The sequence below is a fragment of the Pseudomonas sp. YuFO20 genome, from assembly GCF_035064975.1.
Taxonomy (GTDB): domain Bacteria; phylum Pseudomonadota; class Gammaproteobacteria; order Pseudomonadales; family Pseudomonadaceae; genus Aquipseudomonas; species Aquipseudomonas putida_AE.
The window spans coordinates 1-12,655 of the sequence record NZ_JAXDEO010000001.1; the positions used below are offsets into that span (position 1 = coordinate 1).

Annotated in this window: 10 protein-coding genes and 1 pseudogene; 2 read left to right on the plus strand and 9 right to left on the minus strand. The window is 59.2% G+C overall.

Annotated features, from left to right (window positions below):
- Positions 1 to 155: 155 nt before the first annotated feature.
- Complete coding sequence (locus tag SOP85_RS00005) at positions 156 to 1,121, minus strand: GlxA family transcriptional regulator (protein WP_323625679.1); 966 nt, start codon at positions 1,119 to 1,121, stop codon at positions 156 to 158.
- Between the two features lie 192 nt (positions 1,122 to 1,313).
- Here SOP85_RS00005 and SOP85_RS00010 point away from each other — a divergent pair, with 192 nt between their 5' ends.
- Positions 1,314 to 1,955: an HD domain-containing protein gene (locus SOP85_RS00010; RefSeq protein ID WP_323625681.1), complete on the plus strand. Its 642-nt coding sequence runs from the start codon at positions 1,314 to 1,316 to the stop codon at positions 1,953 to 1,955.
- Between the two features lie 148 nt (positions 1,956 to 2,103).
- Here the strand turns inward: SOP85_RS00010 and SOP85_RS00015 are convergent, their stop codons facing one another.
- The 8 genes and pseudogenes from SOP85_RS00015 to SOP85_RS00055 all read right to left on the minus strand — a co-directional run.
- Positions 2,104 to 2,991, minus strand: a complete 888-nt coding sequence (locus SOP85_RS00015; protein WP_323607225.1) for an ABC transporter permease subunit — start codon at positions 2,989 to 2,991, stop codon at positions 2,104 to 2,106.
- Positions 2,988 to 3,869: an ABC transporter permease subunit gene (locus tag SOP85_RS00020; protein WP_274073867.1), complete on the minus strand. Its 882-nt coding sequence runs from the start codon at positions 3,867 to 3,869 to the stop codon at positions 2,988 to 2,990. The genes SOP85_RS00015 and SOP85_RS00020 overlap by 4 nt, the downstream gene beginning before the upstream one ends.
- 35 nt (positions 3,870 to 3,904) lie before the next feature.
- Positions 3,905 to 5,047: an ABC transporter ATP-binding protein gene (locus SOP85_RS00025; protein WP_274073621.1), complete on the minus strand. Its 1,143-nt coding sequence runs from the start codon at positions 5,045 to 5,047 to the stop codon at positions 3,905 to 3,907.
- Positions 5,048 to 5,120: 73 nt separating this feature from the next.
- The gene (locus tag SOP85_RS00030) at positions 5,121 to 6,218 is read right to left on the minus strand and encodes a polyamine ABC transporter substrate-binding protein (protein ID WP_274073622.1); all 1,098 of its coding nucleotides are present in this window, start codon (positions 6,216 to 6,218) and stop codon (positions 5,121 to 5,123) included.
- A 246-nt stretch (positions 6,219 to 6,464) separates the two neighbouring features.
- Positions 6,465 to 7,577: a polyamine ABC transporter substrate-binding protein gene (locus tag SOP85_RS00040; protein ID WP_323625682.1), complete on the minus strand. Its 1,113-nt coding sequence runs from the start codon at positions 7,575 to 7,577 to the stop codon at positions 6,465 to 6,467.
- Positions 7,578 to 7,746: 169 nt separating this feature from the next.
- Positions 7,747 to 9,111 (minus strand): aspartate aminotransferase family protein, encoded by a 1,365-nt coding sequence (locus SOP85_RS00045; protein WP_274073624.1) that lies wholly within the window; start codon positions 9,109 to 9,111, stop codon positions 7,747 to 7,749.
- 59 nt (positions 9,112 to 9,170) lie between these two features.
- Positions 9,171 to 10,529, minus strand: a complete 1,359-nt coding sequence (locus tag SOP85_RS00050; RefSeq protein ID WP_274073625.1) for a glutamine synthetase family protein — start codon at positions 10,527 to 10,529, stop codon at positions 9,171 to 9,173.
- 125 nt (positions 10,530 to 10,654) lie between these two features.
- A pseudogene (locus SOP85_RS00055) lies at positions 10,655 to 10,927 on the minus strand (gamma-glutamyl-gamma-aminobutyrate hydrolase family protein); the annotation flags it as partial.
- Between the two features lie 278 nt (positions 10,928 to 11,205).
- On the opposite strand from SOP85_RS00055, the gene SOP85_RS00060 reads away from it, so the two are divergent.
- Complete coding sequence (locus SOP85_RS00060) at positions 11,206 to 12,582, plus strand: glutamine synthetase family protein (RefSeq protein WP_274073626.1); 1,377 nt, start codon at positions 11,206 to 11,208, stop codon at positions 12,580 to 12,582.
- Positions 12,583 to 12,655: the final 73 nt, after the last annotated feature.

The window sequence follows — 12,655 nt, forward strand, 5'->3', positions numbered from 1 at the left end:
TTATCGGCGCTTTGGTGAAGGGGTGGGGCGAAGTCTCCCACGGTCTGTACTGGCTAGAGTCAGATGCTGGCTTTTAGTCCCACCACCCCTACAAGTCTAAACATACAAGCGGGCTTGCTCGCGAAGGCGTCCTCAAGAACACACAAATTCATACCTCAAACCACCGCCGCAAAATTCTGCCTGAACTGCTGCGGTGTCACCCCCAGCCTGCGGTTGAACACGCTGCGCATGTGCTGGGCATCGCGGAATCCGCACTGATAGGCCACGGTCTTGAGCGGCGCCAGGGTGCTTTCCAGCAGCACCCGCGCCGCATCCACCCGCGCCCGCTCGACAAACTCGGCCGGGGTGATTTTCGCTTCCTTGGCAAACACCCGGGAAAAGTTGCGGGCACTCATGTTGGCGGCATTGGCCAGGTCGGCGATGGTCAGGTCGCCTGTCAGGTTCGCCAACACGTAATGCTGAACCATCGCCACGGCGGAGGTCGGCTCAGCGTGAGGCGTAAGGAACGGGCTGAACTGTGATTGCCCACCCGAGCGCTGGGTGAACACTACCAATCGTTTTGCCACGCTCAAGGCCACGTCCGGCCCGTGATCGCGCCCCAGCAGATACAGCGACAGATCGATCCCGGCCGTCACCCCGGCCGAGGTGAACAGCTCGCCGTCCTGGACGTAAAGCCGATCGGCTTCGACCTGAGTCGTCGGACACAACTCAGCCAACGCAGCGGCATCGCCCCAATGGGTGGTCACCGTCCGCCCTTCCAGCAATCCCGCCCGGGCAAGCATGAACGCACCGTTGCAGATCGAGCCAAAACGCTGCGCCCGCGCGCAGGCATCGCGCAGCCAGGCATCGAACGCAGTGCCGAAGGACATGAAGGGCAATTGCGGTCCGCCGGCCACCAGCAGCAGGTCATAGGACGCCAGCGCTTCGCTGAAATGCCGGTGGGCGTTCAACGCCAAACCGTTGGAGCACGCCATCACCCCGCGTTCCACGCCAATGACCTCGAGCAGGTAGTGATCCTCGGGGGCGAGGAAGCGGTTGGCTTCGGAAAACACATCCATGGGGCCGGTGACGTCCAGCGCCTGGACGCCGGCGAAGACCACGATGGCGACGGTTTTCTGCATGGTTCAAATACACCTTCAAAATTGAAAGAGATCACACGCCACCCTAGCCAAACCACGCTCAACAAGCGAGGTTGGCGCGATATGCATGCTCATTGGCAAGGATCGCAGCCATGGGTCGATTGTCCCGTTTGCCGGCCGCGAACAGACTTTAACCCTCAGCGCCGCTTCGGCGTCTACCTTGAGGAAAAGCCCATGAGCACCACCATCGCCGGCATCAAGATCCCCGACAGCGCCTTGGCCAACGCCACCACCGAATACATCCGCGACATCGAATCCGACCTGCTCTACCACCACTCGCGCCGGGTGTTCCTGTTCGGTGCGCTGAGCGGCGAGCGCAAGCAACTGGCCTACAACCCGGAGCTTTTGTACGTGGGCGCGATGTTCCATGACCTGGGCCTGGTGGAAGGTTATCGCAGCGACAACGAGCGCTTCGAAGTCGACGGCGCCAATGCGGCGGCCGCGTTTCTCAAGCCCTACGGGTTCAGCGATGACGACATCGAGCAGGTCTGGCTGTCGATCGCCCTGCACACCACGCCGGGCGTGCCGCAACACCTGCGGCCAAACGTGGCGCTGGTAACCGCTGGTGTTGAAATGGACGTGCTGGGCATGGACTACGCGGCGTTTTCCACCGTGCAGCGTGAAGCGGTGGTGCATGCGCATCCACGGGGTGAGGGGTTCAAGAAGTGCATCATCTGCGCCTTTGCCGACGGCTTGCGCCATCGTCCGCAGACCACGTTTGGCAATGTGAAGACCGATGTATTGATGGATCAGGAGCCGGGGTTCAAGCCGATGAACTTCGTTGAGGTCATCCGCAAATCCCCTTGGGTAGCGTGAACGCCAAATAAACCTGTGGGAGCGGGCTTGCTCGCGAAGGGGTCGTGTCAGTCAATAGAGATGTCGACTGACACACCGCTTTCGCGAGCAAGCCCGCTCCCACATGAGATCCCGGTTGACCATGATTCTGCGGCCAACCGGTCGAGACTTACGCCGCTTCCGGCTGCGCGCGACGCACGTCCGGTTGCTTCCACGAATCGGCGGCGCTTTCTTCGATGGCTTGCTGGATCGCACGCTTGCGCGCTTCTTCGGCGCGACGGCTGAAGAACCAGACCAGGAAGGTCATCAGCGACACCGCCAGCAGAATCAGACTGGCCACGGCGTTGATTTCAGGTTTCACACCCAGGCGTACCGCCGAGAACACTTCCATCGGCAAGGTGGTGGAACCCGGGCCCGACACGAAGCTCGCCAGCACCAGGTCATCCAGCGACAGGGCAAACGACATCATGCCGCCGGCACCCAAGGATGGCGCGATCATCGGGATGGTGATCAGGAAGAACACCTTCCACGGCCGTGCACCCAGGTCCATCGCTGCTTCTTCGATGGACAGGTCCAGCTCACGCAAGCGCGCCGACACCACCACCGCCACATACGCCGCACAGAACGTGGTGTGGGCGATCCAGATGGTGACGATGCCACGTTCCTGTGGCCAGCCAATCATCTGCGCCATGGCCACGAACAGCAGCAACAGCGACAGACCGGTGATCACTTCGGGCATTACCAGCGGCGCGGTGACCAGGCCACCGAACAGGGTGCGACCCTTGAAGTGGGTGATCCGGGTCAGCACGAAGGCCGCCAGCGTACCCAGCGCCACCGCCGCAATCGCCGTGTAGCAGGCGATTTCCAGCGAGCGCAGCACCGAGCCCATCAGTTGGGTGTTGTCCATCAGGCCGACGTACCACTTGATCGACCAGCCGCCCCACACCGTCACCAGTTTCGAGGCGTTGAACGAGTAGATCACCAGGATCAGCATCGGCGCGTAGATGAACAGCAATCCCGCTACCAGCATGAAACTCGAGAAACGGAAGCGCTTCATTCCTTGCCCTCCATCTCTTTGGCTTGGCTACGGTTGAACAGGATGATCGGCACGATCAGGATCGCCAGCATCACCACCGCCAGGGCGGACGCCACCGGCCAGTCACGGTTGTTGAAGAACTCTTGCCAGAGCACTTTACCGATCATCAGGGTCTCCGGACCGCCGAGCAGTTCCGGGATCACGAACTCACCCACGACCGGGATGAACACCAGCATGCAGCCGGCGATGATGCCGTTCTTGGACAGCGGAATGGTGATCTTCCAGAAGCTGTTGAAGGTGCTCGAACCGAGGTCGGACGCGGCTTCCAGCAGGCTGTTGTCGTGCTTCACCAGGTTGGCGTACAGCGGCAGGATCATGAACGGCAGATAGGAATAAACGACACCAATGTAGACCGCGAGGTTGGTGTTGAGGATCTGCAGCGGCTCGTCGATCCAGCCCATGGTCATCAGGAAGCCGTTGAGCAGGCCGTTGTTGCTGAGGATGCCCATCCACGCATACACGCGGATCAGGATCGCGGTCCAGGTCGGCATCATGATCAGCAGCACCAGCACCGTTTGCAGCTCTTTGCGGGCACTGGCGATGGCGTAGGCCATCGGGTAGCCGATCAGCAGGCAGAGGATGGTGCTGATCAGCGCCATCTTCAACGAGCCGAGGTAGGCGGCGATGTACAACTCGTCGTCGCCGAGCATCGCGTAGTTGCCCAGGTTCAGCAGCACCTGCAGTTTCTGTTCGGCGTAGCTGTAGATCTCGGTGTACGGCGGAATGGCCACGTCGGCTTCGGCGAAGCTGATCTTCAGGACGATGAAGAACGGCAACATGAAGAACAGGAACAGCCAGATGAAGGGAACCCCGATGACCAACTGGCGGCCACCGGGAATTATTCGATTGAGGCGGCGTTTGAATTTGCGCATGTTCATGAGCGAAGTACCACGCCGCTATCGTCTTCCCAGTACACGTAGACCTGGTCACCCCAGGTTGGCCGCTGGCCACGGCGCTCGGCGTTGGCGACGAACGACTGGACGATCTTGCCGCTCGGCAGCTCGACGTAGAACACCGAGTGACCGCCCAGGTAGGCGATGTCATGGACCTTGCCGCTGGACCAGTTGTATTCGCAGGTCGGCATGGTCGGGGTGACGAGCAGTTTTTCCGGACGGATCGCGTAGGTCACGGCCTTGTCCTGCACCGAGGTGCTGATGCCGTGGCCGACGTAGATCTTCCGGTCGAGGTCCTTGCAGGTGATGATCGCGTGGCCCTCGGCATCGTCGATCACTTCACCGTCGAAGATGTTGACGTTGCCGATGAATTCGCAGACCAGGCGGCTGGTCGGGGTTTCGTAGATGTCGATCGGGCTGCCGATCTGGGCGATCCAGCCCAGGTGCATGATCGCGATGCGCTCGGCCATGGTCATGGCCTCTTCCTGGTCGTGGGTCACCATGACGCAGGTTACGCCGACGCGCTCGATGATCTCCACCAGCTCCAGCTGCATTTGCGAACGCAGTTTTTTATCCAGCGCGCCCATCGGTTCGTCGAGCAACAGCAGCTTCGGACGCTTGGCCAGGGAACGGGCCAGGGCCACACGCTGGCGCTGGCCGCCGGACAACTGATGCGGCTTGCGCTTGGCGTACTGGCTCATTTGCACCAGCTTGAGCATGTCGGCCACGCGGGCATCGATTTCCGCAGATGGCAGCTTGTCCTGCTTGAGGCCGAAGGCGATGTTCTGCGCCACGGTCATGTGCGGGAACAGGGCGTAGGACTGGAACATCATGTTGATCGGCCGCTCGTACGGCGGCATGTCCGTGATGTCTACGCCATCGAGGAAGATGCGCCCCTCAGTCGGTCGTTCGAAGCCGGCGAGCATGCGCAGCAAAGTGGATTTGCCCGATCCCGAACCGCCGAGCAAGGCGAAGATCTCGCCTTTCTTGATTTCCAGGGACACATCGTCCACGGCAATCGTCTCGTCGAACTTCTTCGTGACCCGGTCGATTTTGACCAGCACCTGTTTAGGTGACTGGTCGCCCTCGAGGGCTTTCTTATAGGCGCCGGAGGCAACAGCCATTTACGAAACTCCCAGAAAAAAAGAGTGCAGTTCGCTCAAGGTGAGCCAACCTTGGATAGTTTGAGCCTTGAAGCTATTTGCCCGACTTGACCTTGGTCCAGCTGCGGGTCATCAAACGTTGAATGTTTGGCGGCAGTTCGATGGACACGTAGGTCTTGTCGAGGACCGATTGCGGTGGATAAACCGATTCGTCGGTGCGAATCGACTGTTCCATCAGTTTGTCCGACGCCGGGTTAGGGTTGGCGTAGCCGACATAGTCACTGACTTGAGCGATCACCTCAGGTTTCAACAGATAGTTGATGAACGCGTGGGCTTCCTTGACGTTGGCGGCGTCCTTGGGAATCGCCAGCATGTCGAACCACAGCGCGCCGCCTTCCTTGGGAATCGAGTAGACGATGTCCACGCCTTTCTTGGCTTCGGCCGCGCGGTTGCGGGCCTGGAACATGTCGCCGGAGAAACCGATCGCCACGCAGATATCGCCGTTGGCCAGGTCCGCGATGTATTTGGAGGAGTGGAAGTAGGTCACGTAAGGCCGCACCGCCAGCAACTTGGCTTCAGCCTTCTTGTAGTCTTCGGGGTTGGTGCTGTTGGGATCCAGGCCCAGGTAGTTGAGGACCGTGGGCATCATTTCGTCGGCGGAATCGAGGAACGCCACGCCGCAGCTTTGCAGCTTCTTGATGTTCTCCGGCTCGAAAACCGCGGCCCAGGAATCGATCTTGTCGACGCCCAGCGCAGCCTTGATCTTTTCGGGGTTGTAACCGATGCCGTTGGTGCCCCACAGGTACGGCACGGCGTACAGGTTACCCGGATCGTTTTGCTCCAGGCGCTTTAGCAGCACCGGGTCGAGGTTCGAATAATCCGGCAACTGCGACTTGTCGAGCTTCTGGAATGCCCCGGCCTTGATCTGCTTGCCGAGGAAGTGGTTGGACGGCACTACCACGTCGTAACCGGTGCGCCCGGCCAGCAACTTGCCTTCCAGGGTTTCGTTGGAATCGAATACGTCATACACCGGTTTGATTCCGGTGGCTTTCTGGAAGTCGGCCAGGGTGGTCTCGCCGATGTAATCCGACCAGTTATAAATATGCACGGTACCGGCAGCCTGGACACTGGCAGCGAGTGTCAGTCCGGCGCCGATCAACATGGCATTGCGCAACAAAGAAAAAATAGGCAAGTGGAGGTCCTCTAAAATGAGTTGGGCTCAAGTTGCCCCGTGTTACATGACAGCCATGGCTGCCTGGCAACTAAACCGGCGCGCAACTTACCCTCGAAAAACCGTTCCAGCAAACTTTATGAAGACCCTTGTAGGAGCGAGCTTGCTCGCGATGGTCGTCAACGATAACGCTGGGTGCCTGACACCCCGCGGCGTTGCGATTTTTTTCGCGAGCAAGCTCGCTCCTACAGAGGTTTTACTTACTCCTTATTTACCGGATTTGATCTTGGTCCAGCTGCGGGTCATGATCCGCTGGGTCGCGGCCGGCAGGTCGGCAATCGCGTACAGCTTGGCCAATACATCCGCCGGCGGGTAGATGCCCGGGTCGGCAGTGATTTCTTTATCAACCAATGGCGTAGCGGCCGCGTTACCGTTCGGGAAGCGTACGGCGTTGGTGATTTCCGCCATGATTTCCGGCTTCTGCAGGAAGGTCATGAACTTGTAGGCGCCTTCGACGTTTTCGGCATCTTTAGGGATGGCGACCATGTCGTAGAAGCTGCCTGCACCTTCTTTCGGAATGTTGTAGCTGACTTTCACCTTGTCACCGGCTTCAGCCGCGCGGGACTTGGCCTGGTAGATGTCACCCGAGTAACCCACGGCCACGCAGATGTTGCCGTTGGCCAGGTCGGAGATGTACTTGGACGAGTGGAAGTAGCCTACCGAAGGACGGATTTTCAGGAACAGCGCTTCAGCTTCGGCCAGTTGTTTCTTGTCCTGGCTGTCGGTTGGATAGCCGAGGTAGTGCAACGCCACCGGAATCATCTCGGTTGGCGAGTCGAGGAAACTGATACCGCACGACTTCAACTTGGCGGCGTTTTCAGGTTTGAACAGCAGATCCCAGGAATTGGTCGGTGCGTCGGCACCCAGCGCAGCCTTGACCTTCTCGGCGTTGAAGCCGATACCGATCGAACCCCACATGTACGGGAACGCGTGTTCGTTGCCCGGGTCGCTGACCGACACGGCTTTGAGCAGGTCAGTGTTCAGGTTTTTCCAGTTGGGCAGCTTGGACTTGTCCAGCTTCTGGTAAACGCCGGCCTTGATCTGCTTGGCCAGGAAGTTGTTCGACGGTACGACGATGTCGTAACCGGACTTGCCTGCCAGCAACTTGGCCTCGAGTGTTTCGTTACTGTCGAACACGTCGTAGACGACTTTGATACCCGACTCGTCTTCAAACTTTTTAATGGTGTCCGGAGCGATGTAATCGGACCAGTTATACACGTGCAGAACTTTGTCATCCGCCTGAACCGCGCCCGCCATCAAGCCCATCAGGGACATGGCGAGGAGGGTCTTGCCAGCAAGCTTTTTTCCTAATGCCTTCATGCGTAATGCTCCAAATTTTTCTTTTTTGAACCACTTTGTTCAGCGGCCGAACCCGGACAACTGGAACCGCGGCTAGTCTGGCAAGATCCGAGGCGGTCTTTCAAGGAAAGGCCAGCCTTTCTCACGGCTCCGGGCGAAAGTTTCATGCCTTGCGCCCAGAGCCTAGCACTTAGGCCTGCAACGCACTCAGGGTCAGGTCCAGGCACTTGCGCGCCTTGGTCACCAACTCATCGATTTCCGCAGGCGTAATCACCAGCGGTGGCGCGATGATCATGGTGTCGCCCACGGCACGCATGATCAGCCCGTTATCGAAGCAGAACTGCCGGCAGATCATGCCGACGCCTTTGCCTTCGTAGCGCTTGCGAGTGGCCTTGTCCTGAACCAGTTCGATCGCCCCCAGCAGACCGACCCCACGAACTTCCCCTACCAGAGGATGATCGTTGAGTTCACGCAAACGTTTCTGCAAATACGGTGCCGTTTCAGCGTGGACGCGCTCGATAATTTTTTCATCGCGCATGATGCGGATGTTTTCCAGCGCCACTGCCGCCGCCACCGGGTGACCGGAATAGGTGAAGCCGTGGTTGAAGTCGCCACCTTCGTTGAGCACGTCCACCACTTCGTCCCGCACGATCAGGCCACCCATGGGGATGTAGCCGGAGGTCAGGCCCTTGGCGATGGTCATCATGTCTGGCTTGAGGTCGTAGAAATCGCTGCCAAACCACTCGCCGGTACGGCCGAAACCGCAGATCACTTCGTCGGCCACGAACAGGATGTCGTACTTGGCGAGAATTTCCTTGATGCGTGGCCAGTAGCTGTCTGGCGGAATGATCACACCGCCAGCGCCCTGGATCGGCTCGGCAATAAAGGCGCCGACATTGTCCACGCCGACTTCGAGGATTTTCTCTTCCAGCTGGTTGGCCGCCCAGATCCCGAACTCTTCAGGGGTCATGTCGCCGCCTTCGGCGAACCAGTACGGCTGGGCGATGTGGACGATGCCCGGAATCGGCAAGTCGCCCTGTTCGTGCATGTAGGTCATGCCACCCAGGCTCGCGCCGGCCACGGTGGAACCGTGATAACCGTTCTTGCGGCTGATGATGACTTTCTTCTTCGGCTGGCCCTTGATCGCCCAGTAGTGACGAACCATGCGCAGCATGGTGTCGTTGCCTTCAGAGCCGGAACCGGTGAAGAACACGTGGTTCATGCCTTCTGGCGCGACATCGGCGATGGCCTTGGCCAGCTCCAGTACCGGCGGGTGGGCGGTCTGGAAGAACAGGTTGTAGTACGGCAGTTCGCGCATCTGCTTGCTGGCGGCATCGGCCAGTTCATCGCGACCGTAACCGATGGCCACGCACCACAGGCCGGCCATGCCGTCGAGGATCTTGTTGCCTTCGCTGTCCCACAGGTAGACGCCCTTGGCATTGGTGATGATCCGCGGGCCTTTCTCCTTCAGCTGCTTGAAGTCGCTGAACGGAGCCAGGTGGTGATCATTGCTCAGGGTTTGCCATTCACGGGTTTGCGGATTGTTGCTGGTCATACCAATCTCCTAAAAAATCCAGGTGAGAGCGCCACCCGACAACGGCGGCGCCCGGCGCATCAGACGGCAAAAAGCAGGAATTCCCGTTCCCACGAACTGATGACGCGCTTGAAGTTTTCATGCTCGGCCCGCTTGACCGCGACGTAGCCAGTGATGAAATTCTTGCCTAGGTAACGCTCGATGGTTGCGCTGTTTTCCATGCGCTCGAGCGCGTCTTCGATGGTCAGTGGCAGGCGCAGGTTGCGGCGCTCATAACCACGGCCCACCACCGGCGCGCTCGGGTTCAGGCCCTCGACCATGCCGATGTAGCCGCACAGCAAGCTCGCGGCAATGGCCAGGTACGGGTTGGCATCGGCGCCCGGCAGGCGGTTTTCCACGCGACGGTTCTGTGGCCCGGCATCCGGCACCCGCAGGCCCACGGTGCGGTTCTCTTCGCCCCACTCCACGTTCACCGGCGCCGAGGTGTCCGGCAGGAAGCGGCGGAACGAGTTGACGTTGGGGGCGAACAGCGGCAACAGCTCGGGAATCAGCTTCTGCAAACCACCGATGTGGTTGAGGAACAGCTGGCTCATGGTCCCGTCTTCATTGGAGAAGATGTTCTTGCCGGTCTCCATGTCGATGATGCTCTGGTGCAGGTGCATGGCGCTGCCAGGCTCGCCGGTCATCGGCTTGGCCATGAAGGTCGCGGCCACGTTGTGCTTGAGTGCGGCCTCGCGCATGGTGCGCTTGAACACCAGGATCTGGTCGGCCAGGGACAGGGCATCGCCGTGACGGAAGTTGATCTCCATCTGTGCCGTGCCGTCCTCGTGGATCAGCGTGTCGAGGTCCAGTTCCTGCAGTTCGCACCAGTCATAGACGTCCTCGAACAGCGGATCGAACTCGTTCGCCGCCTCGATGGAGAACGACTGGCGACCGATTTCCGGGCGACCGGAACGGCCGACCGGTGGCTGCAACGGATAATCCGGGTCGTCACTGCGCTTGGTCAGGTAGAACTCCATCTCCGGCGCCACGATTGGCTGCCAGCCCCGGTCGGCATAGAGCTTGAGGACCTTCTTGAGCACGTTGCGCGGCGACAGCTCGATCGGGTTGCCCTGCTTGTCGTAGGTGTCGTGGATCACCTGGGCGGTCGGTTCGATGGCCCATGGCACCAGGAACACCGCGTTCTGGTCGGGACGGCAAATCATGTCGATGTCGGCCGGGTCGAGCAGCTCGTAATAGATGTCATCTTCGACATAGTCGCCGGTCACGGTCTGCAGCAGAACGCTCTCGGGCAGGCGCATGCCCTTTTCGGCGATGAATTTGTTGGTCGGCGAGATCTTGCCCCGGGTGATCCCGGTCAAGTCGGCGATCATGCATTCGACTTCTGTGATCTTGTGGTCTTTCAACCAATCGGTGAGCTGGTCGAGGTTGTTACTCATAAATGCCTCTAGGCTTTGAGTTTCCTGACTCTTGGGAGTCAGGCAGTAGTTGACGCATCGGCGTCGCGTTGAAATGCAAGTTTGCGCCAGGCTATCGTGCTTGTGTGTACTTCTGCGCATGACAGGCGTGCAGAATCGCGAGCGGTGCCCTGCACGAAGGCCGAGCCGCTATTGTGAATCGGTTCTATATTGAATGGAGTAACCGTAATGGGTGTGCCGTCGAGACCGTCCAGAATATCGGACGGGGTCGGTCGATCCGCCAGGGACGGGAAGATCACCGACAGGTCCGGAGCCGCTGCGGCCACGGCGCTGACGCAGGTGTCGCCACTGCTGTGATAAGCATACAGACCGATCTGCGAAGAGCAGGCGGTGACGCCGATTATCGGCAGGCGAGACATGAAGCACCCCGGTATTATTGCTGTTATGGGTTTGATTCGAGCTTAGCCTTGTTCATTTTTTTACACAACACCCCCGTAAAAAATACAACACGGCCCGCTCAAGCTTGCGGGGGTTAAACGGCCAAGGGCTATAAAAACGCCCCAAAGCGCCCAAAAAAAGCCACACGAGCGCTTTTTTAGGGCAAAAAAGGCCTCGCTTGACTTCGGCAAGCCGTTCGGGTTGACTGGAATCCGAAAAGATCAATGATTGATATTTTTAACAACAAAGGTGTTGCATCATGTCGGTACCCCCGCGTGCCGTTCAGCTTAACGAAGCGAACGCGTTCCTTAAGGAACATCCTGAGGTTCTGTACGTTGACCTTCTGATTGCGGATATGAATGGTGTGGTGCGCGGCAAGCGCATCGAACGCACCAGTCTCCACAAGGTTTACGAGAAAGGCATCAACCTGCCGGCCTCTCTATTTGCTCTGGATATCAACGGCTCTACGGTGGAAAGCACCGGCCTAGGCCTGGACATCGGCGACGCCGATCGAATCTGCTATCCAATCCCCGATACCCTGTGCAACGAGCCATGGCAGAAGCGCCCCACCGCGCAACTGTTGATGACCATGCACGAACTCGAAGGTGATCCTTTCTTCGCCGACCCGCGGGAAGTCCTGCGACAAGTCGTGACCAAGTTCGATGAAATGGGCCTGACCATCTGCGCCGCGTTCGAACTGGAGTTCTACCTGATCGACCAGGAGAACGTGAACGGTCGTCCGCAACCGCCGCGCTCGCCGATTTCCGGCAAACGCCCGCACTCGACACAGGTCTACCTGATCGACGACCTCGACGAATACGTCGACTGCCTCCAGGACATCCTGGAAGGTGCGAAAGAGCAAGGCATCCCGGCCGACGCCATCGTCAAGGAAAGTGCCCCGGCGCAGTTCGAAGTGAACCTGCACCACGTGGCCGACCCGATCAAGGCTTGCGACTACGCCGTACTGCTAAAGCGCCTGATCAAGAACATCGCCTACGACCATGAAATGGACACCACCTTCATGGCCAAGCCTTACCCGGGCCAGGCGGGCAACGGTCTGCATGTGCACATTTCGATTCTCGACAAGGACGGCAAGAATATTTTTGCCAGTGAGGATCCCGAGCAGAACGCCGCGCTGCGTCACGCGATCGGCGGTGTGCTCGAGACCCTACCGGCGCAGATGGCTTTCCTCTGCCCGAACGTCAACTCCTACCGTCGATTCGGCGCGCAGTTCTATGTGCCGAACTCCCCGTGCTGGGGCCTGGACAACCGCACCGTGGCGATTCGCGTACCCACCGGCTCCGCCGATGCCGTGCGTATCGAACACCGTGTGGCCGGCGCCGATGCCAACCCGTACCTGCTGATGGCTTCGGTCCTGGCGGGCGTGCACCACGGCCTGGTCAACAAGATCGAGCCGAACGCACCGGTGGAAGGCAACAGCTACGAGCAGAACGAGCAGAGCCTGCCGAACAACCTGCGCGATGCGTTGCGCGAGCTGGACGACAGCGAGGTCATGGCCAAGTACATCGATCCGAAATACATCGATATCTTCGTGGCCTGTAAGGAAAGTGAGCTGGAGGAGTTTGAACACTCCATCTCCGACCTTGAGTACAACTGGTACCTGCATACCGTTTAAGTGGTTGCAGTGAAAAGAAACGCCGTCGGCCGCAAAGCCTGCGGCGTTTTTTTATGGGTAATTTCAGTTGCAC

Bases quoted from the DNA above. Each gene is read 5' to 3' on its own strand.
- SOP85_RS00005 (WP_323625679.1), bottom strand. From the start codon at position 1,121: ATGCAGAAAACCGTCGCCATCGTGGTCTTCGCCGGCGTCCAGGCGCTG.
- SOP85_RS00010 (WP_323625681.1), top strand. From the start codon at position 1,314: ATGAGCACCACCATCGCCGGCATCAAGATCCCCGACAGCGCCTTGGCC.
- SOP85_RS00015 (WP_323607225.1), bottom strand. From the start codon at position 2,991: ATGAAGCGCTTCCGTTTCTCGAGTTTCATGCTGGTAGCGGGATTGCTG.
- SOP85_RS00025 (WP_274073621.1), bottom strand. From the start codon at position 5,047: ATGGCTGTTGCCTCCGGCGCCTATAAGAAAGCCCTCGAGGGCGACCAG.
- SOP85_RS00040 (WP_323625682.1), bottom strand. From the start codon at position 7,577: ATGAAGGCATTAGGAAAAAAGCTTGCTGGCAAGACCCTCCTCGCCATG.
- SOP85_RS00045 (WP_274073624.1), bottom strand. From the start codon at position 9,111: ATGACCAGCAACAATCCGCAAACCCGTGAATGGCAAACCCTGAGCAAT.
- SOP85_RS00050 (WP_274073625.1), bottom strand. From the start codon at position 10,529: ATGAGTAACAACCTCGACCAGCTCACCGATTGGTTGAAAGACCACAAG.
- SOP85_RS00060 (WP_274073626.1), top strand. From the start codon at position 11,206: ATGTCGGTACCCCCGCGTGCCGTTCAGCTTAACGAAGCGAACGCGTTC.